Origin of the sequence: Halodesulfurarchaeum formicicum, assembly GCF_001886955.1 — an archaeon.
GTDB classification, from domain to species: Archaea; Halobacteriota; Halobacteria; order Halobacteriales; family Halobacteriaceae; genus Halodesulfurarchaeum; species Halodesulfurarchaeum formicicum.
In genome coordinates, this window is sequence record NZ_CP016804.1 from 1,170,067 (window position 1) to 1,196,436 (window position 26,370).

Genomic DNA, 26,370 nt, shown 5'->3' on the forward strand with positions numbered 1-26,370 from the left:
GTCACCGAATCGATGTCCAGCACCGGAAGGAATCTGTCGGTTCGAACTTAATCCGGTCGTTCTGAAAGCCGGTCGAACTGATCGTTTACAGACTCTTTGCGCCGCTTGGATTCTTCGGCGTCAAACTCGATTTCTCGTATTTCATCCCCCTCACGCACTATCCGAAGGATGGCGTCCACCCTGTCTCCATCAGCAGGAAGTGCCGATCGTGTCAGAACGACTTCGTCCACTGTTCCACCATCTGCTTCGAGGAGTATCACAGCTTGATCCCCCTCAAATCGGTCAACGACACCCGTGAATTCCTCACCCATTGTAGCTCTCCTCGGTTATGATTGATCCATTGTCATCACGAACTATGACTGTATCCCCGCCGTTGTTCCAGATTGCCGATTCGGAACCCCAGTAGAGTTCGGACTCTGTGTCATCGCCGCTTCCAGTCCGAAGCGTAAGATCGGTACCCGGATCGAGTGTAACTCCTTCCGGAACGGTGTACGTGGTCCCGACTTCATCGGTGACTGTCCAGCCGGACAGATCGAGACTTGAATCTCCTGTGTTCGAGAAAACCACGTACTCATCATTCAGGTTTTCTCGGTCATCGCCTTCTGCATCCGCGTGAATTGTAGTGACTGCTAGCTCGCCTGTTGAGCCACTTTCCGACTTCGTTGTCGTAGGTTCGGTTTCGCCACCATCCGCGATGATCTTCGATTCGCCGCCAGACGAGACGTCAAGCACAAACCGATCGGTCAGCGTCGAATAGGGGCCGGCTGTGGTGCCCTCTCCATCCCGAAGCTGGAGTGGCTCTGTCGGACCGTCATACTCCGTTGCGACTCGGAGATGGGTTCCATTTGAAGTCAGTTTGGTCGTACCATGCGTCCCCGTCCAATAGGTACGAACCTCTTGGGCGGCCAGCCGCTGAAGGGTTTGCTCGTTTGGATGGCCGTATTGGGAGTCGTATGCGCTGGTGATCGTCGCGATACGAGGGTCTACTGATTCCAGAAACGGTTCAGTCGAACTTGAGGCACTGCCGTGATGGCCGGGGACCAATACCGTAGAATTCAGCTGCTCGCCGTACTCGCTGACGAGATATGATTCACCGTCGGATTCGGCATCGCCAGGAATCAGCACACTTGTGCCGCCATGAGCGATGTGGAGGACGAGGCTATTCTCGTTCCGATCTTCATTGTCCAGATATCCCTCCGGTGGACCGAGAATCTGGACGGTTGCACCCTCAAGAGGAATTGTATCGCCAGCGAAGGATTTGTAGAGAGTGACATCGTGTGTCTCGATCGCGTCCAGGTAGTCCTGATAGGTCTGCGAGGTCGAGGTAATGCCGGGATCATACACGACGCCAACCCCCTCTCCCTCGGTTTCGAGATGGTTGATTATCTCGGCATGGCCACCGATGTGGTCTGCATCCGGGTGAGAGGTCACCAGGTAGTCGATTCGCTCGATTCCAAGCTGGTCGAGCGTATTGAGCACAGTTTCACCCTCGGCTCGCCAATCACCTGAGTCAACTAAAAGGGTCTCTCCGGTCGGCCCAACTGCCAGAATACTCGCCCCCTGGCCGACATTCAGAACGTAGACCGAGAGCGTTCCATTCCCTGCCGCATTTGTCGGGGTCTGTGTTTCCTCCGTCGTTGGTGCCTCAGTCGTCGGTGACGGGGTCGAATCAGTCGCTGGCGTACCTGAACACCCCGTGACGAGGACCATTCCTCCGACAAAGAGAACCAGAAGTAATCGCCGTCGTGACATTGGATAGTCTCAACGACGTTCGTTCCTGAGAAGGATTTACCGGTTGAACTGTCCAGGTTGGATCTGGTTGTGCCACGCGCACACTCCGGTGGGCTATCACAGATAATTGGCACGAATGGCTGGTACAGATGTTTGGTACAGATGACTGTCTGTAACGGCTGTACCAGTGCAACCACTGGCTACGGTAGTTTTTGAGGCTGAGTTCCCCGAAGCCGGTGGGATCCAGAACTACACTGTTTCGGCAAATGGCCAACCGGAACGACACTTGTGTCCCTACCGAGGCCGCTCACTACGACTTGCTTGGGTTTCCTCACCATCGAGGGGCAGACTCGTCCCTCGATGGCTGACTGCTCGGCGCGGAGTGCGCCATCGAGGGCGTCGAGGAACGAAACGACCCGTTCCGCGTGGAGGTTGGTGGATCGGCCCCGTAGAGAGCATTGGATACGGTGAACTCCCTAGACAGTCCGCCGAAGTCCACTCACTCCGAAGCCGTTGACTCACCTTTGTTCTCGTTGTCGCTCCAGATGGTCATTCCTCCATCAGCGGATGTGTGACCTCGCCGGTCGGACCGTCCGAGATGGCGAGGGGGTCAATGAAACGTTTTTTTTTGATTCACCGTCTCTTCCGCGTGCAGACCGTGAACATCGACCTGGCGTAGTCCATGGCTCAACTGGTGAGGGAAGGACGTAGCAGGTTATAGTCTTCTGGCTGGCTATTCCTGAGGCTATTCATTGAGTCAAACTATAGCAAAAATGCAACCCATGGAACGAACTTTACTAGGGGTCAAAAACATCTTACAAGAGTCCTGGATTAAGAACTTCAGATTCCACTTTCACTCTGCTTGGAATACAATTATGTGAGATCCAGTTGATGGTGATAATAGAGGACAGCAGCGTCCTCGTGTCACACCTCCCCGTTCCCGATTTTAGAGATGCCGAGTACAAATCAGGAAATCGGTCGCTGTCCACTTTGTGACAGTCCTATCACCGAATTCGACGTTATCATTCGCTATGGGCGTGATAATCAGACGAAGCGATATGCTGAATGCCCGAATTGTGAGGAGGTTGTCGGACCCGAGAACTGATTTGAGAATACAGACAGGCGCGATGCCGGTCAGGCTTTGATCCCAATGGACAGCTCTATTGGTTCTGTTGAAAACCTCTGTATCTGATAGGTTTTACTGACTGTGCTGAATATAGACCTTCTATTTAGCACACTTCGGCGACATTTTCTTGGACTACCGTACAAGATCAATTCACTAAGAAACCGAGTGTAGCCTACCGTCTTCGTGCAAGGAGGACCGCACCCAGTAGCGAGACAAGTGACACTATGGTACCAAATCCTGGTGTCGATGTTTCCGTTGTCGTCATGGTTTCAGTGGTGGTTGGTGTGACCGTCTGTGTAGAGGTTGGTGTGACCGTCTCTGTGGTGGTTGGGGTAGTTGTAGCCGTAGTCGTCGCTTTGGTTGCATCTTTCACAACGACAACGAACGTCGAGAAACTTGATGTGTGGATTTTGTATCGACGGTCGCCGAGATAGGTTCTTTCCGTCAAATCCCAAGTTTCCTCTTTAGCGTGGTAAATTTCGACTGCTGACGGGTCATCTGGCATTCGATCAGGCGCAACTCGCACCATGATCGATCCGCCAGAGACACGGTCCTTGAGATTGCCGTCGACATCAACACTCACGTAATCTGTTTGATCAGCGTCGGTGTATTTGGGGACACCGGACGGTGGTTCTGTCCCTGCTTGGACGGTCATCTCGTTCGGGGAGTTCGTTCCCATATCGAAGGAAACGTCTACTTGTTCAACTGTGAGAGAACCGGTTTCGACGTTTTCTGTTGTAACGGATAGTGTATCTCCAATTGCATACTCATTGATTGTGACCTGCAAACGGCCGTCTCCAGTGGTGCTATCAGTCGTCTGGTCCTCGATACTATAGTCAGTTGAGAGTTCACCGTCACCGCCTCCTGAATCGGCACTTCTCCCATCATCTCCAGTGTCGGCCTTGACTTCGGGTGTTAGGATCTGTGGCTCGGTGTCGAGTGCCGTCAGGATCGGGTAGCCGTCCGCATCGGCACCTGCCGTACTTTCGGTGACGGTCTCCCATGGCGGCGACTCGAGGGCGTCCATGTTATCCAGAGCGTTTGCCCCAATCATTTCGGAGGTCGTGAGTCCCGTCCCGCCAGCAGAACTGTCCTGCCCGGTTTTCTCCGTGTCCCAGTATGCGTTTTCGACCGTCCCAGAGTTTGCACCGATGAGACCGCTGACGTTACCGCTGGCCGACCCGTCTGGGTCGACTTCCCCGACAGCGTAGGACTTGTTCACCACGCTTTTACCGCCTTTGTCGACCAAATTCTTACCGACGAGTCCGCCGAGATTTTTGCCGTCTGCAGACACGTTACCTGTTGCGTACGTGTTCGTAACTGTCGCATTGTGCAGAGTGGAAGAATCCCAATCAGTGTTCAATCCAATGAGTCCGCCGGCGGTGTCACTAGTTGCGCTCACGTCCCCGGTGGCGTAGCTCTCGTTCACCAGTCCGCCGCCGTTCACACCAATAAGTCCGGCGACCTGTAAGGAGCCGTTGACCTCACTCTCGGCGTAGCTGTTGGTCACAGACGATATCATATTTAAACCGATAAGTCCGCCAACGTTGTCTCCGGCATCGACCGAACCGGTTGCGTATGTGTGATTGACCGTCCCGTCAGAGGTAAGCCCAATCAGCCCGCCGACATTTCCTGCGTCGCTCGCTATCACATCGCTGGTCGCGTTTGAGTGGTTGATTTTTCCGCCATCGTTGTACCCGACTAATCCACCAAAGCTGAATGGATCGCCAGTTAATTTCTCGGTTGCGTTCTCGTTAAGTTCTACATTACCGTTTGCAGTCGAGTTTTCGATGGTATATTCCCCGAAGTTACTGTGCCGTCCGACGAGCCCACCAACAGAGGTGGCGCCGCTGACGTTGGCCGCGCTAGTGGCGTTTGTGATGCGTCCGTTATTATCCCCGACAACCCCGCCCACCCGCTTGATACCGGTGACATTGCCAGAGACGGAAACGTTCTTGATTGTAACTGGGCCTCCGTGATAACCGACAACACCGCCTGTATTGTTCCCCCCTTTGATGTTGACATCGTCGAGATTTAGATCCTGTACCGTTCCACCGACTGTCCCGAACAGACCGACGGCATCCTCACCCGACCGGTTGATCGTCAGGTCCTCCATACTCTTGTCGTTGCCGTCGAATGTTCCGGAGAGAGAACCGATCGGTTCGAAGCCCTTGTCGCTATTTGCCGAGGCGTTCGCCACCATATCGTAACCGTCGGTGCTGTCGTTCAAGTTATTAATGAGTGTGAAGTTCTCCCCGGTGTTCTCCCGCGTATTGTTGAGATGGTACCAGTTCGCAATCTCGTAGGGGTTGCTTTCGGACCCGTCGCCGGCGGCGTACAGCGTCTGGTTCGGTGCTGGAATTTGTGAATTGACAGTTAGCGTCGGGTAGGGAAAGACGTAGCCCTTGGCTGTTTCTACGGCGTGTGTATCCCACGTTGAGGGGTTGAGACCGTCCATGTTTCCGGCATCGAGAGCGTCCCTACCGGTCATCTTAGTGGTGGTGAGACCGACCGCGCTACCGGCTGAGGATGGTTGCGTGGTCGTCTTCACGTCCCAGTAACCGTCGGTCACCGTCGCGTCGCTCACGTTCAAACCGACGAGGCCACCAACAGACGAGTCGCCGGACACCGAACCGACAGCGTATGTATTGTTCAAATAGGCTGTACCGCCAGATCCACCATGGTTCTTTCCAACGAGTGCGCCTACGTTCGTTGAGCCATTGACACTCCCCGTGGCGTAGGAGACAGCGACGACATTGTCATTGTAATTTCCATCGGCACGTCCTACCAATCCACCGACGTTTTTACCTCCGCTATTGACAGAGCCGGTCGCGTATGACGTGTTCACCGTTGCTTCATTATTGTGTCCCACAAGGCCGCCCACGTCGTCGCCAGAACCGTTCACAGAACCGGTTGCATAAGACAGATTCACGGTTCCCTGGTGTGATCCTATCAGCCCTCCAACTGCGGAGTCGCCAATGACGTCTCCTGTCGCGTACGAATCGGTCACCGTTTCTTGGTTCAGTCCCACGAGGCCACCAACACGCTGTGACCCATCGACGTCTGCTGTCGCGTTCGAATCGGTCACCACTCCATTCGGGTTGTACCCGACGAGTCCACCAACGTGAAAACTTGTTCCAGTGACGTTGCCCGTAGCAGACGATCGGCTAACTACCCCATTGCTAACCCCAACAAGGCCGCCGACAGCATCGTAATCGCCTGATGCAGAGACGGATATGTTCACGAAGGACGTGGTTACCGTTCCATCGTTGGATCCGACGAGGCCGCCAATTGCCGTGTTAAAACCCGAGTCTCCGATAGTGCCAGTCACCCTAGACTCGCTCACTGTTCCGGAATTGTCCCCAACCAGTCCACCACTGTTACCAGCTGAGCCTGGATACGACGTCCCCGATCCGCCCTCACCAGCAGAAACGTTCACGCTGTTTGCCGTCGAGTTCTGGATTGTCCCCGCATTCACCCCAGTTACTCCGCCCGCACTCCCACCCGTTCCGCCCATATAGTTACTTGAGCTATTCCCACCGTCACCACCGGACACGGTGGATGCATTGACAGTCGTATGTCTGACCATCCCGGTATTTTTCCCGACTAATCCACCACTGTTACCACCCGATTCGCCCATCGAACCATCTGCACCATCTCCAGCCGTGACGGTTGCATCTACAAGCGTGAGATATTCAACCGTGCCATCGGTGCCGACGACACCGAACAATCCAGTGGGGTCAGCATCAGGGTTCGTGATGCTCAGGTCCGATATCGTGGTGCCGTCCCCGTCGAACGTCCCGGTGAACGGTGTGCTGGAGTTCCCGATTGGCGCGAAGCCATCCCCGCCGTTGGCCGATCCGCTCGCCACCGATTCGTACCCATCGGTGCTTTCGTTGAGATCGTTGACCAGCGTAAAGTTCGCGTCAAGATTCTCACGCGTATTGTTGAGATGGGTCCAGTTTGCGATCTGGTATGGATTGGTCGCGGTACCGTTTCCGCCAGCGTACAGTTCAGGTGCCTCATTCCCCACACTCGCCGTTGCAATCCCCGCCCCGAACGCAATCCCGCTCGCTACTATTGAGACCACCATCAGGGCCGACAGGAAAATCGCGCGAAGTTTCATACATAAACCCCTCTTGCGTGGCCCCCCTGACCGAGACAACACCGCTTACCTATACAGTCCGTTGTGAATCTAAATCGGCCATCCTGTTGGGCTCTACGCCAAAAAACCGCTGCTGGTGCCGTAATGTTCATATAAGCTATCGATCCCCCACCCCCATAAAACCCTAATTACATCTCATGAATGTATTATCAATCGGCAAACTCTCCAAACATGCCCTTTTTGATTGTAACTATTTTTGCTAATGATTGATAAAATCTGTTTGCCGACAAACCATCGGTAATCTACCCCCCATGCATTTTAAATTGATTGTAGAAACTATCATCTATCTGCCTGTCCATAGTGCCCCAATGATAGATTGCATTCAAGGTTTGATTGGATTTTAGATGTCATCATAAAACGCAGTATGGAAGGATTCTTTCACAGAATTGCGAATTATTTCGTGGCAATCTCATGCTAAATTCGCGCGTTCTATTCAGCAAGTACGCAAACAATCTATTCAGAAAATGTCAAAACCTGACTGCTGAACTTAGACGTTAAGTTCAGCAAACCGGTATGGAGTAAACTCGGGCAGAACTTCCGTCATCATGTAATTACTGTCGAAAACTGAATAATGAGCGATTCGACGTTTTGAGAACGAACTACCGATTGCCAAAATTGCGTTTGCTCTGTCACCGATTATTGGCCAGGATCGAAAGGTTCGGGTAGTCTTTCCTGCCATAGCAAAACCCCCGTTGGTTGGTATGGACCGAGGCCGGCGTTCGGTCGACGGTAGATGAATGGCTACAAGAGCTAAATTGACGGAGTCACCGGATATGGTGCGGGTTCCTCGTCATTACCACTCGCTTGAAGCAGTTTCTTCCCATCTATAGTGATTGCATACTGCGACGGCCCATCTTGTGGAACCGGGCAGCCCTTGGACATCGGACAAGTATCACACGCAGAACCGGCACAATCGAGATCTTGTAGGTGACCTGCACGAACCTGTGATTCGATAATTGCCTTCACAGCGTCTGGCCGCATTGCTAACTGCTCGGCGATGTCTCTAATCTCGATGCCGCGGTTAACGAATCCGAGTACCTCCTCGTAAACGCTCATTTCCCCTCACCTGCTGCAGTAGGTTCAAACGCTTGCATGCGATATTTAACCACGACAAGTGCGAACAGTCCGAAGATGATCGAGGGGCTATACGGCGGGGCAAATGCGAGGGCGATCTGATCCAATTCTGCAACCCAAACATCGTGGCCACCTGGAATCGCTCCAAGGAACCGACCGAGAAGATCAGTTACGGCAACGATCCAGAGCATCGTCCCCGCAAGCACTGTTACCACCTGATTTCGGCGAGATCCGAGGCCATGCGTTGAACCGTAAAGGAAAAACGCCCCGGCCGATGCGACGATGACGCCACGCCAGAGCAGGTACGTTCCGCTAACACTCAAGACGGAAATCGAAACGGAATTCCCGGAAACGCCGGCCAACAACTGGAGGCTACCGATCAACACCGAGATAATCCCTAATGCCCCGAAGTAAATCTCATCCCAGGATGGCATTTTTAAGCCACCCCCATGGTCATCCCAATCAGTCGAAGCAGTCCACCCCAGAGGAACAACGTGACTCCGAGGATTGCAACGGCTCCAACCAGGGTTTTGACGATTCCGAAGCTCGATTTGCCCTCTTTAATCAACATCGCAAAGGTTGCGGCACATGGGAAGTAGATGCTAATCATGACGACCGACATGACTGTCTGGAAGGGTGACAGTCCGACCCCGGTCAATTGCGCCACGGCCAGGTCTTTGCGTATGAACCCTGCAACAAGTCCCGGCACGGTCTCCTTTGGCACCCCAAACCACCCCGTCAGCAACGGCTCGAGCGTCGTTGACAGCCAGTCGATCGCGCCACCCATCCAGAGGACGTTAATCAAACCGACGCCCAGCAACACGAACGGAATAGCCGAGACGAAAAAGCCCCGCATTCGAAGCCACAGTTTTGTCGACACATTCCCAATAGTGGGTTTCCTCATTGGAGGGACGTCCGTAATCAGCTTGGGTGTCTTGCCCGGGAGGAGTTTGTCAAGCACGGCTCCGACGGTGAAAAATCCAATGAGCAGGTAAAGAAGAATGTAGCCGGTGTATTGCGGAATGAGTGAGAGCATGATACCGAGTTGTGCGCCACATGGGATGAACACCGAAAGCAGTGTCATCATCATGAAGCGCTGTTTTTTGGACTCGAGATTCCGAGTCGCTGCAACCCCCGGAACGTTACACCCAAACGAGAGAACCATGGGGATGACCGAGTAACCCTGTAATCCAATTTTCTCGAACACTGTGTCCAGCAAAACGGCGAGACGAGACATATAGCCGGAGTCCTCCAAGACGACGAGGACGAGGTAAAGAGCGAAGATCGCTGGCAAAACGACGCCAATTGCGACGAAAAGTCCGCTGGTGAGCATCCCCCAGGAAACGACGGCTCGCTGAGCTGCTGGATCACCAATGAGTATGAAGTATACCCAACTGCCTTCCCAGGGGAAGACACTCTGAAGCCAGGGTAACCAGTACTCATCGAACAGGGGGACGAAGTAGCCGTCGGTAAAGAATCCCGCAACAGCGCCGAAAAAGGCCCAGGCCCCGTACAGTACCGTGACCGCAAATGGAATTCCAAACCACGGGTCGACAAGCAAATCGCCCATAATGTCCGTGAACGAGTCTCTCTGTTCTCTGTACTCTACCGTGTTCGAAACGATTTGATCGACGAGCTCCCACCGTTCGGCCGACCCAAGACCTGAACTCATCCTTCAATCGCCTCCTTTGTGCCCTCCGTGCGTTCTTGTATTGCTGTTAGCGAGGGGGAATGGGCCGCTTCAATACTTTCAACGAGGTCTTTGAGTCCTTCACCAGTTGTTGCGACTGTGGGCACAACTGGCACATCCAAGATGTGTTCAAGGTGCGCGACGTCAATCTGGATGTTCTGTTTGCGAGCCTCGTCGATCATATTTGCTGCGACGGTGACGTCGTACCCGTCATCGATAATTTCGAGGAGCAAATTGAGTCCCCGTTCGATCCGAGTCGCGTCGAGGACACAAACAACAACGGCGTCCGAGTGCTCCTCCAAAATCTCGACAGCCACCTCTTCGGAGGCGTTCTTGGGTGAGAGGGAGAACGTTCCTGGAACGTCAATAACGTCGATCGACTCGCCCTGATATTGAAGCTCACCGTGGGTGTAATCGACCGTCGTTCCGGGATAATTCGATTCAGTGACATTCGATTCACCAAAATTTGGCCAGAATCCCTGTTGCGACCATTTATTTGACCTCACGTTGGAGTCGATATTTCCGGACCCAGTTAATTGGTTGAATAGAGCGCTTTTGCCGACGTTCGGATGACCAACGAGTAATATTGACGGCCTATCACTCATCATCTGTAGCGACATAGATGCGGCGGGCGTGATCCTGACTCAACGATGTCGTACTGTGACCGATCGTTATGGTGATCGGCCCATTGAACGGCTGTTTTGATTGAACGACAAGCTCTTTGCCCGATCGGATCCCCATCTCTCCGAGTTCTTCCCGAAGAGCGTCATCGATTTCTTTGATTCTGCCTCGCTTTTTCCTACCCAATTCATTGAGGCGGCGTCGCTTCCGCTTTCGCTTTCCTCGTCGAGTTTCGCCGTTTTCCTTGCCTGTTATGTTTTTCCGACCCATTTAGCCTCACCTAACTTAGGCAGGCCTAATGTTTTGGAGAGGGCATGATAATCCCAGATGTGTATTCCCATTAATTGGAAATTGTTCTCATGGATCTCCCAAGATAGTGCCATGCAAATCCCGGAAAATACTCAGGGGAATCGAAAATCCGAGAAACCGATTTTTCTTAATTCAGTATTAAATTTCACAACTTGTGCTCATTCTTATTTGATATATTGGGTGATGTGTCCAACAATTAAGTGTTAATTTTTACAATCATTCGCTGCTGAATTCGCGCGTTCTATTCAGCAGTGGCTAATTGCAACTACCCAAATGATAACCAAAACCAAATTACGAACTTACTTTCCACCAGGATTGGTGTTCCGAAGGTTATCTCGGTACTCACGGTACGCCTCTGCCCGCTCACGTTTCTCCTGCTCGCTCAACACATCGTGTTTTTCCTCATCATAGAACGGTAGTTCCTCAACCGGGGGAATATCCATCACTACTCCTAAGCTGGCGATCTTCGGAAAGTAGTTCTCGATAACCCAATCCTCATCGTGTTTATTGACTGCCTTTCTAATATAGGGGGCAGCCTCCGGGTATTCTTCTTCCAAGTCTTCGCTCATTACTACCCTTTTAGAGTGGGCGAAGGATAATAATCTCCAACGGGGTGGTGTTGCAAACAATCTTTGTACCGAGCGATAAGCTGTTTGAACATTATCACGGAAGAGTTGCAAATATGGTAGGACATCCGAGGGGCCTATTCTGGATTTTCCTCGTTCCAATCTCTCTGGTCCCAGTTTGCAGCAACACGGATTTTCTCTTGTTCCGATTTCTCGTCGATAACATCAGAGTATTCTTCGACGCTCTCCAACCATTGTCTGGCCTCTTTTGGAAGTTCAGATCGACTGCTTGAAATTTCCATTTCGTCTTTATCGTCAAATCGGAGAATTTCAAACGCAAGCCGTTCTTCTTGAAGTTCCTCAGGCTGACCCTCTCCTATGTCGGGGTCATACTTATCCGGTTCACAGGGGTAGTAAGCCAACTTCTCAGAACGAATTGCAGCTAGCTTACAATTTGTACATACATACCAGGGAGCAATACCGCCAATAACAGTCACATCTTCGTGTTTATGAACAGGATCGGTGCCTGAATCAGATTTACTCATGGATACAGGCTGATTTATTATCTAATAATAATAATAATAATAATTCGGCACCTAACTCCCACTCACTGACGATGAGAAATCATCTGTATTATCCAACTGCAGGATTTGGGAATATATTCTTTCGGTAGCGAATAAGTCTCCGAGTGAAAACTGGTTTATTGGGTCGTAATTTGATCTTAACAAATATTTCCGGCCGAGAATACCCGTCAATGGAGTCGACAAAAAATTGGGACCTTAGACAGAGAGAATTAAAGTCTCGAAAAAACTGGTGCTGCAAAGATTTCCTCCCAGTTTTATCATCAATGAGCGGTGATACGTGGTTTGCCGGCCAAGAGAGGGGTCATAGAACAAATCAGTTTGGTCAGCGTAACCGGAGCCCTGGAACAAGCCAGGTCCGGGGTACAGGGAGATGAGTGACATACCCATAATGGCCGAGAATTGGGAAGAAGGCCTTTGGGAACAACTGAGTAATAACGCCGAAGGTGCAGCTATGGAGATTGAAAACAGCAACCTTGAGGCGGTATATGAGGAATTTTACATTGGCGCGATGGTGGCCAGAATGGGTCTTAATACGGATCCTGACGACATGAAGGTGCAACGGCTCATACTAACCGCTCAAATGGCATGGGTGATGTCGGGACTGCAACTCGGATATACTGACCGTGTCCAAGAAGACCATGAAGGAAGCAGTATATATGCAGATAATCTCTAGGTTTCCACATTTTACATACAATCTTGATCCACACAATCATCATGAGATGAATAGTTCAAATTCTGACTTCCGAATCAGTGACTCAATGGCGCGTTCTATCCAGCAAAAATCGATTGCTCCTGTTCAGATAGTAACCTAAACGGGCTGCTGAACTGAGTCTCTGTTCAGCTCAGCGAATTCCGTTTCTTTCAGCTACTCATCGAACAATCATCCACTCAATGTGTATGCTTTCTAATTAACTAAAGTTCAGCTTTGATCTCGTTTTCATAATTGTATAGAATACGGTCCAACTCCCACGGTTCAATTTCAAGATCGTCTGCAATAGACTTGAGGAACTCCTCTTGTTCCTCATAGCTGTATCCTTCGTAATCGAAACCGATCATCTCAAAGATATTTTTTATTCTGGAGTCAATCGCAATATAGTTTCGAAAGTCGGGATGATACAAATCCATCCCGATATTGCGGGCATATTTTGGGCCGATCAATTTGAATTTCTTTAAGAATTTTATTTTTTCGTTTGCACTGTCTTTCTGCCTGTACTCTTCTTTCAAACCTTTTGGATCTCCGTGGTCTTGTTTTACCAATCCAAAATTTTCGATTAGTGCTTCTGTCTTTTTATTGTGATATGAGACATTTGCATCAAGAAGAACTGGTTTGATTTTCTCATGACGATTTTCTGGACTCATCTGATCAATAGTTTCAAACGAGACTTGTTCGTATCTCTCTTGAACGATGTTATCGTTCTCATCGATAACTAATTGAGCTCCCCGTGAACTCCCTTGTGTCGCGAGACTCAGAACCAGCTCAAACCACATAGCATCATCACGCTTCCACCGGTGCTGGCCAGTCTCTTTGAGATCTGAAAGTGTCTTTTGCACATCTTCTTTGTCACGCACATTCTGAATAGCCTTCGTCAGAGAGTTCATCATCTTGTACTTTTTCCAATCTTCCCGGAAATATCTGTTCCCGTCTGCATCGTGTACCCAATATGAGTACCCTTCCTTCGGCTTTGGGAGATGAAAGTCCGGCTCAGAAAACTTACTGAGAATATTGACAAAGTCATCGCTATCGGGTGGTTTCCATTCATCCTCAATGATGACAGCGTATCCTTCATCTGGCCATAATTTGTCTAACTCATCCAGGTCTGGATAAGCCGGCATGTTCTGTAATCTAAGGCGAGAGAGGGAATAAATTGGGATAGTTCTATTTCTACCGACCCAATTCAGGTGGCAGATGCAAATTGGTGATCTGTATCGAATACCTTGCTACGCGGACGGAGTTTGGGTCGTGCGGTATTCGCCCGTTGACTTATTCTTCTGAATTGTCTTTTTTGTCCTGAATGGCTTTCTGCGCACCTTCTGATACAGATTTCCAGAAATCTTCCTCCATCCAACGAGCGATTTCATCAGCATCGGCATCTTTGTCAGGCTTTTCTGCCATATTTGCATAATTAGCCCTGTGACTACTATTATTTACTCATGGATTCGGAAGGAAACTCCTTCAAAATTATAAATCGATTTGCTGCATACGCGCCATCTATTCCTCAGCCGTCAACTGTAACTGTACATATAATAATCAAAATGACGTGCTAGATAGAGAGGATGGAGGCAGCAGATTGGATCGGTTATATTCAGTCCAGTGAGCTATAAGAGTTGTTGAGCAACCCGGCTATCTTTTGTATATTTCAGTCCCGCAGGAGTGAAGCGGCCATTCCAACTGTACTACATCTCCATTCTGTAAGAAGTACAGCAATCATGGTAGAACACAACAGTTTGGGTTGAACTAATACAGTTATTCTCTACATGCACCCCCAGTTCTTTATGTGTTATATGATTCTACTGAATTGTGACTGAGACTACATCGGAAGCACATCTCCAAGAAATTGAGGAGTTGCTTGCCGATGTTGACCGACCACCAGCAACGACATTAGATATTCTCGGGGAAGCCAAACGCGAACGATACTGGGAAGACCTTTTGGTCTACTTTCTCAATCCGAGCAATCCCCATGGGTTCAATGCAGATGTATTGGCGGCCTTCTTGCAGGCCCTCTCTGAACACGAAGGGACATCGCTTCCACCTCTACGGCATGAGCTCGAACAGGTCGAGGTTCAATCACAGGTCCCAACGGGCGATGGGCCGTTTGATATCTTCCTATGGAGTAAGGATGCGTGGTACGTCGTTATCGAGTTGAAAGTCGCTGCGGCTGAAACAGGGACCCAAACAAGACGATATGCCCAAGCACCCAAGCTTGGCGAGCTCGTGGTGAACCAACACGAAGGAGCGAGTGAGTATGTGTACCTTGCTCCTAGAAGCGCAGGCTCATCGACATCCGAGAAGTTCGTCGATGTGTCATGGGAATACCTCATCCCCTATCTTGAAGAGGTCCTGAGGACGAGTTATGGCCAATATCCGTCGAAAAGTCACGCGCAGCTTGCGGATTACCTCGACACGATAAAGCAGACACTCAACATGGACGAGTTCACCACTATCTCGGAAGAAACGAAACTATACACTGATTACGCCGACACAATCAATCGCCTCATTGAGGCCTACGAAGATGATAGAGCCAAGATCTTCAATCACCTTCAGACGGTATTTCTGGACGAGTTAGAGAGCCCCCGAGAGGGGTGGGTCGTTAACAACAGTCCGAAGCGATACATCAACTTCGCCAAAAATGACTGGGGCAACGTGGCTGGTAGTGTGCGAATCGAATATGAACCCCATGTCCATCTCAACCGCGATCATCCAGAAATTCGCCTCCGCCTCGATATCGAAAATACAGGAAAACAGGAGATACGGAAGGAGTTTAATGAAAAACTGGATGAAGCAGAACGCGATGCACTAAGAAACGCTGACTGGGAATTTGTTGATGGTAGCTATGCCTATCTCACCAAATCAGTTCCGTTGGATGTGGACCAGCCAGTGGACTCTATTCATCATGCTATTCAGAATCTCAACGAACTTCGAGCGATGGTTGAGCCCTATATTGACGAAATCGTAGCTAAGTATCAGAACAGCGCAGACTAAGGGATTTTTCAGTTATCGTTTGCTAGATTCTCGCTACAGCCAGTTTGTCGGCCGTAACTAACAGTTCAGAGTTAAACTAGCCCAGTATCGTCCTTTGTCTATCCTGCCCTACACAGGCTCAATCGTAGAGTTCAGTCTGAACCGAACCTAATCTCCGCAACTGTTCCAAGACCATCAGCAGTTTCGCCTTCGGTGGGGTTGTACACCGAAACCCTGGGGTCTTTCCAAGATCGAGGAACGTCTTCTGTCGCACTCACCAACAAATAGTCAGTCGGGAGTTCATGCCGCTCAATCGTTTCTTCATCAGCTTTCATATTCACGCCGATGTAGCCATCTTCCATAACCCCGGAGTTGAGATTGCACTTCTGGCGATTGATTTCGATCACTTCTCCTCTGTATCGATCAGCCGCCACGATAATCGTAATCACCTCCCCTTGGCTGAGTTCCGTGAGTGTTTCCCCAATCTTGTCTGTCATAAAATTCTCTTGTAGAGAAGGCCGTTTAACGATTCGGCTGCGGAGAACCTCAGATGAGTCCATTGAACAGAAAAATTCACCAATACATTGCCCGCCATCTTCTCCGTATGCAAGATATGCGCGTTCTATTCAGCAGCGGTTGATTGTACTTGCTCGGATAGTAACGAAAACGGCCTGCTGAACTTAGACCATCAATCCAGCATAATCTCAGAGTTTCGTCGCCTGAATGAGTCAAATCACAGATGTATTGAGGCGACAGTAACCACGAAACACCCACCATAATGATAGTTGCCGGGCTACTTGCTCCTTCTATGGGAGGTGACTGGGCTAGTGAGATGGCGAAGAAAATGGAGCAGGAGTACGGAGTGGCCCGAGACCGAGCACTGCAAATAACTAATCGTGTTCGAAAGCTGGTCGCCAATCCTGATATCGAAGCGCTGAAAGAAACAGGATTGCTAAACGAAGAAATCACCAATGCGTCAATTCAAGATCTGATTGCGGAGCTGAACGAACAAGACAAGAGAACGATTGAGGGTCGCTGGAACGCCCTTGCGAAGGAGCGTGGGATCTATGATATCGTCGGGGCTGATGCACTTCTCTATGACCCAGGGCAAGGCGGCCTCGATCCAGACAAAGAACTGGTTTCTGACGACGGAGAATCTCTCACAATACAAGAAGCGATGATTACCGCCTGGAGAGAAGAGATACTGATTGAAGCAATCCCACGAGGTATTCGATTAGGTAATACCGAGTTCCGGACTGAAGATAGTAGCCAGATGTCACTCTCACAGATCGAAGATGGATTTGATCAAGAGGGATTAAGTGAGCAACTCAGCCGGGACTTGCGCAGTAGCCAGCTTGAGGTTGATGGGGACCTGCTCGCTCTAAAGGACGTCGATTTTTCCCTTGAAGCACCACGGCAGGACCGTGTAATCGCCATTGCCGCTGCACGACGGCATATCCTTGAACACTGTGGTGCCTCCCGTGATGATATCCTGGAAGCGTTGGAACCCGAGAAAAATTACCCGCTCGGAATCCACGGTGCGCAGGCCAGATCTAAGGGTTTCGAATATGAATTCCGGCGCCGATGGTGGGCGGATCTCGTTGCTCCCGGGTTGCGTTCGCTACCTGATATCCGTGAACCGGCCCACGACTCTGGGATTTGGCTTTCAAATGAAGCGCTGACGGGGGGGGTTGAATCCGAAACCACGGTCGAGACCATCCTGAATGAGGGGTACGTGTTCGAGCTCACACACCAGACGGACGACGACCAGAAGACACATCTCGTCACGCATTTCGAACCGGACCGCCCGTCGATGACGCCGTTGAAGGGTCCACCAGCGTTCTGGTTCGAGACTGTCGAGAACGAAGAGCGATTCTCCGTTCGCCTCCCCGAGATTGAAGCGTTGCATCCTGTCCCGTACGAGAGTCTCGCTGACCCACTCGCGGGGGCTGCGTTCGCAGCGGTGCGAAAGCAACTCGAAGATGACGTTGCGTCGGTGGATGAGGAACTACTCCGGAAGATGCTGACTGATGTGGTGGCGGACGCGACAAGCGTGGATCGTCGTGAAGCGCTCCGCCTTGCGATGATCACGGTGAAACATCGGGACGGCACTCGAAGGTTCGCTGTCGATGCGACGTTCGCGTTGCTGGCTGACGAGCCGTCCGCGCTTGACCGAGCGGCGCTCCAAGCACTTCATGATGCTGCAACTGATGAGCCAGCGGTGCTGAAAGAGCACGTTGGAGACCTGGCGGTCTACGCGAGTCAGGACTCGATGTGCCAGGCAGCCGCGACGCACGGCTTGATGGAGTTGGCGGAAGCTGACCCGGCGAGCGTTCTCGACGCAGTTCCCGCCTTGGAAGCAGCGGCGACCGCGGAGACGGAGGCGACACAGAGTTACGCGGTGTACGCACTCTCCTGCGTCGCAGAAGCGTATCCTGAAGAGGCGTTCTCCGCGATTGCTGCCTTGATTGAGGTAATGCAGAGTGAGAATGAGACGACGCAGACGAACGCGTTAGCGGCGCTCGGGAAGATTGCGTCGAACTACCCGGACGCTGCGGAACCTATCGTGGACGAGCTAGTGACGGTACTGGACGCCGACGCGAAACGCGTTCGGAATAATGCGGTCGGGTTGCTCGGTGACCTCGCACAGGCACACCCGGCAGTGGTGATCGAGTACGCTGATCGGATTGCCGCGCGGTTGGAGGATAACAATATTCAGGCGCGTGTGAACGCGTCGATTGCGCTCCAGCGGGCAGGTGAAGCGGATCCTGCTGCGATTCGAGCCCAGCAGGACCAGATAGAGGCTGCGTTGCAGGATCCGAGTCCGGAAGTCCGGGCGAACGTGTGCTCGCTTATCGGGAATGCGAACGTGAGCGTGCCTATCGAGACGCTTGAAGAAGTGGCAGAGAACGATTTAGATGAGACAGTGCGAGACCGAGCGGCATGGGCGATCTCACGCCTAAGATGAGACAGATATCGATTGAGTCTGAAGCCGTACCGAATTGAACGAGGGTTTTGAGAACTTTATAGCGAACGCATCAGCAAGGGTTAGAGTCTTTAGGCTCTGTTGAACCCCTCAATTGCTGATAGTTTGATGAGACTGTGCTGCATTCGCGCGTTGTATTCACCATTTATTGGTTGCTCCTATTTTGATGATAACGAAAACAGACTGCAAATCGAGACCCTGAATCCCGTCGTCGAGAGGGGGTATTTTGACCTCAATTTCTAAGGGGCTGTGAAAGGTCTCTTCGCTCAATGAGGCCCGAGATCCGGAACCATGATACGTGGTCGTTCAGCGGGGGGAGAGAAATTGTAGAGAGTAAAGGTTTGAAAGAAGAGTTACCAGCAATTGCAGAATCGTATATCACCCATGGCGGAGGTAATCAGAATCTGAGTGACCGGCGTGAACTACTTAATCCTCTGGGATGGGAGCAGGAGATCGGGGTGAAATTTGAGACGACCACAGATTACGACGTAGTCTCTCGTCGAGCGAGCTTTGATGCGTACAAAGAAGGTGTTGTAGTCGAACACGAGAGCGGTGAACAGATGCGTGCGAACTGGCATCTGATGAAAATGGAGATGGCTCACCGCGATTCGAACGTGTTCTCGATGGGCCGAACCGCTGATGCGGGTGTACTGTTGATCCCTTCGTACGTCAATTTCCCTACTCTTGGAAGAACTGAGAACGATGTTCAGGCAGTGTTAGAGCAGTATTTTGATTTCTCTATACCGCTTTTTGTCTGGGAGTATCCTACCAAGTGAGATACGCGCCTTGTATTTAGCACGGAATTGCTATCAATTACTGGAGATTTCCACAGAGCCGGCCACACAGAACCCCCCTTGATCTACTATGACCTCGGGGCCCTGAGGGTCCGTGGTGTCTTGCCTCGAGGGCCTGCTATGACTCGCGTGCCCGGAACGACCTCTCGCAACTCGTCGAGGCCGAGAGGCTCGACTTGGACTCGCTTGCCACTCTGTGTGTAGAGAATGCTGGCGGTGACCGCCTTTTCGGGGAACCACTCGTCGAGGACGTGGTGGTAGACACTGAGCTGGGTGCGATACTCGCTCTCTGCCCGTCGCGTACGGTCGGTTTTGTAGTCGATGATCTCGACCTGGTCGGCAGTCTCGTGGACGAGGTCGATCACGCCCGAGATGCTGACCCGCTTGCCATCGACCTCGATGGGCAGGGTCGCGGGCTGCTCGGCGTGAAGCTCGCCGTCGAGGCCGTCGAGGAACGCGGCGACCCGCTCCTGGTGCGGATCGGACGGGGAAACCCCTTCACCGAGTGCGTAGGCCTCGGCGAACGCGTGGAGCCGCTGGCCGAAGTCTACCCCACCCGTCGAGGCCGCTGGCTCGCCATCGCTCTCGCTGTCGGCCTCGAATACCGACTCGTCCATGAGTGAATGTGGTGTCTCGCCGATCGGCCCCTCGGGGACCGGCACGGTGAACGGCAACTCCGCCTCGACGAGGGCCCGACCGCGACCGGCCTCGACACTCGGCTCGATGGCCTCGACGGCGACTGGTAATTCGTCGAGAAACGTGTTTGGCTCCGCGCCACCGGCAACGACGAGGTGGCTCTCTGCACGGGTGATTCCCACATACAGAAGGCGGCGCTCTTCGTCCAGATCCCGGCCGAGACACTGTCTGATGACGTCGTACCGCCAGTTGTCATAGATGTGTGGCACGCCGTCCTCGGTGGCGTAGAGTTTGCGCTGGCGAAGCCCGACGGGCTCCTGATACTGGATGACCGCCTGATTCCGGGTCCGAGGCGGGAAGCTGCCGTCGTTCATGTTCGCCATGATGACGATCGGATACTCCAGGCCCTTCGCGGCGTGAATGGTCTGCACAGTCACCGAATCCTCGCCGGCGTTCGTGTGTACCTCGACGGTGCTTCCGGTGTCGATCCCGGCCTCGATGAGTTGGATCACGTCGCCCGGCGTGACCGTCGTCGTCTCGTAGAGTGACTGGAGAGTGTGGAGCAGGCCGTCGGCGGTCTCACCACTAATGCCGTATCGGTCGAACACTTGGCGGGCGACTGCGCCGATAGCGTCTAACCCTTCGAGGGCAGTGTGGAACTCCTGCAGGGCCTCGGGATACTGGTCAGTCGCAAGTATGTGGTCGATCTCGTCGAGGGTATAGCCGGCCTGTTCGAGGACGACCGCCCAGCCCCGGTCAGCATCAGTATCGAGAATGCGCAGCCAGGCAAGCAGGAGTTTGGCCGGATCCGTTCGATAGAGCTCGATGCCGCCGTCGTAGGCCATCGGGATGTCGTACTCCTCGGCGACGCCGAGCAACTCCCGGCCGTAGTCTCGCGTGCGCGTGAACACGGCAATATCGCCATGGGTGGGCGGTCGAGGTTGGCCGTCCTCGCCCTCGAGGGCGTACTCGGTGAGGCGACGGTAGGTCGTGTCGAGTGAACCCATCACCTCGACGATGTCGCGAGTCGTCGCGTCGACGTACGCATCGTACTCGGAAATTGCGTCGAGGGAACCCTGGTGATCCCAGCACTGTAGAACGTTCCCGATCGTGTGGGCGACATCTCACCAGTCATGATTTGTCCGGTCGATCACCTCCAGAAAGGCGGTTCGGTCCTCGCGTGTTCGCGTCGGCCTGCGGCCAGGCGTCGTGGGGTTGTGGCGAACGTGCCAAAATGTGGGTGATCCAGACGGCGGTTGAGCGCGCTTGCGAGCGGGAAGTCGGGTCCAAGGTCGTAGTCGGTGACTGCGGGGTAGACAGCATCCAGATTGTCGGTGTGAAAATGATATAACTAGTGTCACACAAACAAATCCAACAGTGTTCTGCTGGCTCGTGGGCATTGTACGGAGACGCTGATTCGAGAACAAGTTTATCTGAACAGTGCCCTCTATACTCCCAAAGTTCCAAGTTATCTAGTGTGTTTGAGAAATACTGACGATAGTTTCATTTGGTACCAATTCGATAATCGGATGAGGCGACAAATGATGCAACTATTCCGGTGATACAGTTCATGCGAATAGAGCTAGCTCTGGACGCTCTCGCGGATGCTGCGTACGATTCTTCAGCCCACCATAAGATACGAGGTCGCATCTGGCGGGCTTTGGAGCACAAAGAAAAGTACACTAAGTTGCATAACACGAGCCACGGTGTCGGATTCGCTTTCTCGAATATCTTTCCGTGGGGGGAAATTGTCAAAGGTGATCGGAGATACATCCGGATAGCATCCCCCCGACGTGAGGTGCTGGATGATCTAATTGATCACTTCGGGCGAAATCGAGCGTTCGAGGTGGGTCAGATGCGATTCAAAATTGCGGACATCACAGGCCACGCTCCACAGGTTGGTGAAGCGGGGTCAACTGGTCTCATGGACACTGGGACAGGCGTGTTTTGTGCGATCGGCCGGCAACTGGCCGAAGAACACGGTCTCGATACATCGGAAATCGAGGAGGGAGTGTCAGAGACCAAGATGTACTGGCGACCGAAGCACGGGATGGAGCCACTTCAAGCGGCGATCAAACGCTCCCTCCAGCAGACACACGAACAGTTCGGCGACGACTATTACCCTGGTCCAATGGAAGTCGAAGACCCCCTGTTCACAGAATTCGAGCCGATAAAGGATGACGTCACTTACTCAATCAAGTTTCAGCCAGCCACAGCAGTCGACCGAACGGTTATCCTCTCCAAGTGGCGGCTAGGCTATCGAGTACGCGATGAAACCCATCGGTACCATCTGAACCTGGCTCTTGACGCTGGAATCGGCCAACGCCGCGAACATGGATTTGGCTTCCTCAACCTTCGTGAACAGAACCCACCACGGGTGAACTCAACATGAGTGACAGGCCTACTCCAGAGGACTTCCAGGACGCCCTGGACGAGTACTGGCATGATCGTCCCCCAGCGAGCCTGGAAGATGTCATGACACTCTATGGTGTGATGGCTGTCGCAGAAAGTGACGGCAAACTGTATAAAACCCCAAGCGAATTAACACCGTATATTGGCGAAGGCCGGTTGATCACGGTATTCCTAGATATATCAGAAGATGGGGCGGAGGTTGTGGATGTCAAACAAGATACCGTTCGAGAAGAACACGTTGAAAAATTGGCGTACGCCCACAAAACATCCGGCCAAGGATCGAAATATAGTATTACCCAGACTGGTTCAGCCGACGGTAATAAAGTTGACACGATAGTAGACACGAGATATGGTACATTGGGGAAGCTCGCTGGTTGGGCAACACAGGACTCAATACAGAAATTCATCGATGAAGGAGAGCACCCAGATACTTGGATTCTCGAAAAAATTCAATCTGTTTTAGGGAAGAAGAGTGACTCATTAGAGGAAGTCGCTAATTCAATCGAAGAGTTACTACCTGCCGATGAATCTATTCCAACTGTACTAACAGTCCGGATTCAAGCTGACGCCTCGAATTTAGATTCTGAGGATGGTGTCGAAAAACAGTGGTTGTGGCCCGGAGAAATTAATGTACTGACCGAGGCCATGGAGCGGTACGCGACCGCAAACGCTTCGGATAAGAACATCAAGTCTGGACCCCCGTCTGTCGGATACGGGAAAGGGTATGTCTCAGGGAATAACGATCGCGTAGTCGGAACACCTGAAAGTCCCCTGGAGGTATTTTCTGTGAAGCACCCTGATGCACAGCCAGGATTGCGCAAAGAAGAGTCCTGGAGAAATTATCCGATCAGCGATGACGTAGCAATGCTGTTTGCGAAGGCTCGGAATCTTATTGACCGTTGTGTCTACCGAAATGGAGGAATGGAAACGTACGCTCTTCCATACTTTGCAGGCAAAATGACCGGCATGAAGGCGGACGCCCTGCACCTCGCGATCGATTCGGTCGATCCAGATCGTCAAATCGGGGAATCGACTGACCCGCCGATGGCACAGGTCACGTACAATCTCCTCGTAAACGATGACCCGGAAAAACGGAAATTGGCTGAGCAGGAGCTGCGGTTCTATACGGTTACTATGCCGATCAGCGATGACAAGAATATCATCGCTGAAGAGCCAGCAGCTTCCGTGTATTGGCCAAACAAGCTCGCAGATGCACTTCGAGAGACGGTCGAAGGGCCCACGCTAGATCCAGCAACCGGTGGATTCACTCCTGTCGACAATTGGCCTTTGCTGAGCTGGGACTCGCCGGACAAAAAGAGTGCTCGCTGGCGAGCGTATGCCCTCGTTACGAACCATCAATTCACTGACGCGGTGTTTGGCTACCGTGACGAAGAAGGAGACGACTTCCGTCGTATCGTTGACCATCGGCTTCTCTCGGGAACGCCGGTGGAGGCGAGAACACTATTCAAGGAATATCTCCAGAGGTACGGCGACGAATCGGAGGATGGCGACCCGCCACCTCAGCAAATTGTCGCCCAACAACTCGTTCACCTGGAAACACTCTCACGTGCAGGATTACTCACCGGCATCGACACGCCAATCGAACTGACAAAGACTACAATGACAACCGAGACAATTGACACAAGCGATATCGCGACGATACGCGAACAGCGGCTTGAGTCATTCCTCAACCGCCCGCTGTTTGACGAACCGACACGGAAAGCAGCCACCCTGGCAGGCGTTCTCGTCGGCCAGATAAGCTGGCATCAGGACAATATCCGGGATGTCGGCCGTCCGCTCGACTCTGGTACAAAGGGCGACCAACTCACGAAAAATGGTCTGGAGAACGCTCTGACTGCAGCGCTAGAAAAAGCCAAAGTCTACGCACAGGATTCCGAGAAGAGTTATCACCGAGACTTGCTCTTTCCGGAGACCGTCGACCGGTTACTGGAGGAAACAGATTCGATGCCAACAGGCTGGGACATTGACAAGTCTGAGCTCCAATTCTGTTACGTACTGGGCCACGCCCACGGGCGGCGGTCGATGCCCGTTGCGTATCAGCTCCGCGCTGAGGATAGAACCGACTCCACAGAGACCGCTGCGGCGGAGAGTACTACCAACTGAGTCCACAAAACCAATCCACACCAATGACGAATCCCAACCGCTCCGAACTGTTGTTCGTATACGACGCACAGGACTGCAACCCCAACGGCAACCCGATCGGGGACAATCGACCACGACGTGACCCAGACACTGGCCAAGGAATTATCACCGACGTCCGCCTCAAACGGTACCTTCGCGACCAGTTGCTGGACGATGGCTACGACATCTACGTGAAGACAGTCGATGGAGAATCCAAGACCCGCACCACGCTGATTAAAGACATCCTCGATATGGTTGGCGACGCTGACGAGATTGAGGAGGTAGAAGATCTCGGATCGGACTTTCTTGAGGCTGCAACGGACGTCCGCTACTTCGGAGCGACACTCAGCTTTGAAGCCAGTGACGTCGAGGAAGACGAAGCTTTCAGAGAAGGTTTGAACGACGTCCTGCCGAATCACTACCAGGGCCCAGTTCAGTTCCTCCCTGCGAAATCCCTGAACGAAGTCGAAGAGAACGAGGAGTACGACTCACTCACGAGCGTCATCTCCACGGGTGAGGAGAATCGTCAAGGTGGCTTCGACCTCGACGACAAGCGCATCAAATACGGAATCTACCCCTTCTGGGGATTAGTTGACAACAACGGAGCTAAATCGACTAACCTCTCACAAGAGGACGTCGAACGACTCGACACACTTTGTTGGCGAGCGCTGAAAAACCAGACAACCTCTCGATCTAAGCTCGGTCAAGAGCCGCGGCTGTACCTCCGTGTCGAATACAAGGAGGGGAACTACCACGTGGGCGGCCTCCACGAGATGCTTGATCTCAGCGACGAGGGTTCCGACACCCTCCGGTCGGTTAATGACGTCGTCGTTGACGCTTCAGACCTAGTCGATGCGCTCGAAAACGCGAGTGACCGCATCAAAACGATCCACGGGGTTGGGGACGATCGGCTTACCCTCAAGGTGGATGGTGAGTCACTGTCGGGTGAGGAATTCCTCGACTACCTTGATGACGAGGGGCACACCGTCCACCGGATCGACGTCATCGAAGAACGAGATTTGGCAGCCTAACCGCAAGACGTGAGTCAGAAGATGTCACCACAGATTGCCGAGGACGGTGTTCCAGATCACTGTCTGTCGTTTACCGTCCAGTCTACCTGGGGCCACTTCAAGCGGGTCGGCCGAAGCGTAACCAAGCAAACCTACCGAATCCCTCCCCGGACCACGGTCGCCGGTATGTTGGCAGCCATCGTCGGTGCTGACAGAGACTCATACTACGACGTTTTTGGAGCCGACAACGCTGCTATCGCAATCACGCCAGTCTCAGACCTTCGAACGGTGAACATCCCGACAGTTGGAGTGGGAACAGACCCAGGCCAAAGCGTTGCAAAAACAGCAGGGAATCACTACAGTGAATACACACTAACCTATCAGGATACGACCGAAGCTCGGCAGCTCCACGGATACGAAGTGCTCGCCGACCCAGCCTACCGAATTGACGTCGCCCTCGAAGATGAAGCATTCTATGACGACCTCCGGGATCATCTGAATGCGGGAACCGCCATCTATCCACCCAGCCTGGGCAAGTCCGAGTACCTGGCGACAATCAAGGACGTGCAACTGAACCAAACACCGGTCCGTGTTGAAGCGAATAACCTCATCGATGTCGATTCCGTCGTTCCAGGCTCACTAGCCGACGCTGTTCCTCAGGGTGGTGTTACCTACGGCGTGGAGCGGTCTCCCGCCGTGATGGAAAAGTCCGGAGGTGGACGAAAGACGACTCGGTTCGACGACTACGTGTACACACAGAAGGCGGATAACACAGTCCGAATCAATGCCAATACAGAGTTAGTTCCGGTTGAAGTCGGATCTCGAACGGTCGTGTTCCGTTGATA

Annotated in this window: 22 protein-coding genes and 1 pseudogene; 9 read left to right on the plus strand and 14 right to left on the minus strand. The window is 52.4% G+C overall.

Annotated features, from left to right (window positions below; translation table 11 throughout):
• Positions 1 to 47 precede the first annotated feature (47 nt).
• Together HSR6_RS06165 and HSR6_RS06170 are read right to left on the minus strand one after the other, a co-directional pair.
• On the minus strand, positions 48 to 311 hold the full coding sequence (locus HSR6_RS06165; RefSeq protein ID WP_071933111.1) for a DUF3006 domain-containing protein: 264 nt from the start codon (positions 309 to 311) through the stop codon (positions 48 to 50).
• Positions 304 to 1,752 (minus strand): lamin tail domain-containing protein, encoded by a 1,449-nt coding sequence (locus tag HSR6_RS06170; RefSeq protein WP_071933112.1) that lies wholly within the window; start codon positions 1,750 to 1,752, stop codon positions 304 to 306. Before HSR6_RS06170 ends, HSR6_RS06165 begins: the two co-directional genes overlap by 8 nt.
• A 931-nt stretch (positions 1,753 to 2,683) precedes the next feature.
• On the opposite strand from HSR6_RS06170, the gene HSR6_RS11455 reads away from it, so the two are divergent.
• The gene (locus tag HSR6_RS11455; RefSeq protein ID WP_449271671.1) at positions 2,684 to 2,836 is read left to right on the plus strand and encodes a DUF7837 family putative zinc-binding protein; all 153 of its coding nucleotides are present in this window, start codon (positions 2,684 to 2,686) and stop codon (positions 2,834 to 2,836) included.
• A gap of 193 nt (positions 2,837 to 3,029) precedes the next feature.
• On the opposite strand, the gene HSR6_RS06175 is transcribed toward HSR6_RS11455, so the two are convergent.
• From HSR6_RS06175 to HSR6_RS10910, 8 genes are all read right to left on the minus strand, one after another.
• Positions 3,030 to 6,983 (minus strand): GLUG motif-containing protein, encoded by a 3,954-nt coding sequence (locus tag HSR6_RS06175; RefSeq protein WP_071933113.1) that lies wholly within the window; start codon positions 6,981 to 6,983, stop codon positions 3,030 to 3,032.
• A 789-nt stretch (positions 6,984 to 7,772) separates the two neighbouring features.
• Positions 7,773 to 8,078, minus strand: a complete 306-nt coding sequence (locus HSR6_RS06180; protein ID WP_071933114.1) for a FeoC-like transcriptional regulator — start codon at positions 8,076 to 8,078, stop codon at positions 7,773 to 7,775.
• On the minus strand, positions 8,075 to 8,530 hold the full coding sequence (locus tag HSR6_RS06185) for a hypothetical protein (protein WP_071933115.1): 456 nt from the start codon (positions 8,528 to 8,530) through the stop codon (positions 8,075 to 8,077). Before HSR6_RS06185 ends, HSR6_RS06180 begins: the two co-directional genes overlap by 4 nt.
• 2 nt (positions 8,531 to 8,532) lie before the next feature.
• On the minus strand, positions 8,533 to 9,768 hold the full coding sequence (locus tag HSR6_RS06190) for a nucleoside recognition domain-containing protein (RefSeq protein ID WP_071933116.1): 1,236 nt from the start codon (positions 9,766 to 9,768) through the stop codon (positions 8,533 to 8,535).
• Positions 9,765 to 10,406, minus strand: a complete 642-nt coding sequence (locus HSR6_RS06195) for a FeoB small GTPase domain-containing protein (protein ID WP_083426109.1) — start codon at positions 10,404 to 10,406, stop codon at positions 9,765 to 9,767. The genes HSR6_RS06190 and HSR6_RS06195 overlap by 4 nt, the downstream gene beginning before the upstream one ends.
• Positions 10,384 to 10,677, minus strand: coding sequence for a FeoA family protein (locus HSR6_RS11420; protein ID WP_071933118.1), 294 nt, complete (start codon positions 10,675 to 10,677; stop codon positions 10,384 to 10,386). Before HSR6_RS11420 ends, HSR6_RS06195 begins: the two co-directional genes overlap by 23 nt.
• Positions 10,678 to 11,015: 338 nt before the next feature.
• Positions 11,016 to 11,285 (minus strand): hypothetical protein, encoded by a 270-nt coding sequence (locus HSR6_RS06205; protein WP_071933119.1) that lies wholly within the window; start codon positions 11,283 to 11,285, stop codon positions 11,016 to 11,018.
• Between the two features lie 134 nt (positions 11,286 to 11,419).
• Positions 11,420 to 11,827 carry a hypothetical protein gene (locus HSR6_RS10910; RefSeq protein ID WP_148661815.1) on the minus strand — a complete coding sequence of 136 codons (408 nt, stop codon included), beginning with the start codon at positions 11,825 to 11,827 and terminating at the stop codon, positions 11,420 to 11,422.
• Between the two features lie 409 nt (positions 11,828 to 12,236).
• Here HSR6_RS10910 and HSR6_RS06210 point away from each other — a divergent pair, with 409 nt between their 5' ends.
• Positions 12,237 to 12,539 carry a hypothetical protein gene (locus HSR6_RS06210; RefSeq protein ID WP_148661816.1) on the plus strand — a complete coding sequence of 101 codons (303 nt, stop codon included), beginning with the start codon at positions 12,237 to 12,239 and terminating at the stop codon, positions 12,537 to 12,539.
• A 239-nt stretch (positions 12,540 to 12,778) separates the two neighbouring features.
• Here the strand turns inward: HSR6_RS06210 and HSR6_RS11135 are convergent, their stop codons facing one another.
• Positions 12,779 to 13,699, minus strand: a complete 921-nt coding sequence (locus HSR6_RS11135; RefSeq protein WP_071933121.1) for a hypothetical protein — start codon at positions 13,697 to 13,699, stop codon at positions 12,779 to 12,781.
• Between the two features lie 148 nt (positions 13,700 to 13,847).
• Positions 13,848 to 13,979: a hypothetical protein gene (locus HSR6_RS11290; RefSeq protein ID WP_257786073.1), complete on the minus strand. Its 132-nt coding sequence runs from the start codon at positions 13,977 to 13,979 to the stop codon at positions 13,848 to 13,850.
• Positions 13,980 to 14,384: 405 nt separating this feature from the next.
• Here HSR6_RS11290 and HSR6_RS06220 point away from each other — a divergent pair, with 405 nt between their 5' ends.
• Complete coding sequence (locus HSR6_RS06220) at positions 14,385 to 15,566, plus strand: PD-(D/E)XK nuclease family protein (RefSeq protein WP_071933122.1); 1,182 nt, start codon at positions 14,385 to 14,387, stop codon at positions 15,564 to 15,566.
• Between the two features lie 131 nt (positions 15,567 to 15,697).
• Here HSR6_RS06220 and HSR6_RS06225 read toward each other — a convergent pair whose 3' ends face one another.
• The gene (locus HSR6_RS06225) at positions 15,698 to 16,042 is read right to left on the minus strand and encodes a hypothetical protein (protein ID WP_071933123.1); all 345 of its coding nucleotides are present in this window, start codon (positions 16,040 to 16,042) and stop codon (positions 15,698 to 15,700) included.
• 311 nt (positions 16,043 to 16,353) lie between these two features.
• Between HSR6_RS06225 and HSR6_RS06230 the strand changes: the two genes are divergently transcribed.
• Entirely contained in the window at positions 16,354 to 18,513 is a 2,160-nt protein-coding gene (locus HSR6_RS06230) for a HEAT repeat domain-containing protein (protein ID WP_199399056.1), read from the plus strand.
• 287 nt (positions 18,514 to 18,800) lie between these two features.
• Positions 18,801 to 19,307, plus strand: a complete 507-nt coding sequence (locus HSR6_RS06235) for a hypothetical protein (RefSeq protein WP_071933125.1) — start codon at positions 18,801 to 18,803, stop codon at positions 19,305 to 19,307.
• Between the two features lie 86 nt (positions 19,308 to 19,393).
• On the opposite strand, the pseudogene HSR6_RS06240 reads toward HSR6_RS06235, so the two are convergent.
• Positions 19,394 to 21,288, minus strand: a pseudogene (locus tag HSR6_RS06240) (3'-5' exonuclease).
• 243 nt (positions 21,289 to 21,531) lie between these two features.
• Between HSR6_RS06240 and HSR6_RS06245 the strand changes: the two are divergent.
• Genes HSR6_RS06245 through cas5b form a run of 4 tightly spaced genes read left to right on the plus strand, consistent with a single transcriptional unit; the run spans position 21,532 to position 26,368 of the window.
• A complete protein-coding gene (locus tag HSR6_RS06245; RefSeq protein WP_071933640.1) occupies positions 21,532 to 22,353 on the plus strand; it encodes a CRISPR-associated endoribonuclease Cas6 in 822 nt (273 codons plus the stop codon).
• Positions 22,350 to 24,497: a type I-B CRISPR-associated protein Cas8b/Csh1 gene (cas8b, locus tag HSR6_RS06250; protein WP_233488530.1), complete on the plus strand. Its 2,148-nt coding sequence runs from the start codon at positions 22,350 to 22,352 to the stop codon at positions 24,495 to 24,497. The genes HSR6_RS06245 and cas8b overlap by 4 nt, the downstream gene beginning before the upstream one ends.
• A gap of 23 nt (positions 24,498 to 24,520) precedes the next feature.
• Positions 24,521 to 25,546, plus strand: a complete 1,026-nt coding sequence (gene cas7b, locus HSR6_RS06255) for a type I-B CRISPR-associated protein Cas7/Csh2 (protein WP_071933127.1) — start codon at positions 24,521 to 24,523, stop codon at positions 25,544 to 25,546.
• A 21-nt stretch (positions 25,547 to 25,567) separates the two neighbouring features.
• The gene (cas5b, locus tag HSR6_RS06260; RefSeq protein WP_071933128.1) at positions 25,568 to 26,368 is read left to right on the plus strand and encodes a type I-B CRISPR-associated protein Cas5b; all 801 of its coding nucleotides are present in this window, start codon (positions 25,568 to 25,570) and stop codon (positions 26,366 to 26,368) included.
• Positions 26,369 to 26,370 lie beyond the last annotated feature (2 nt).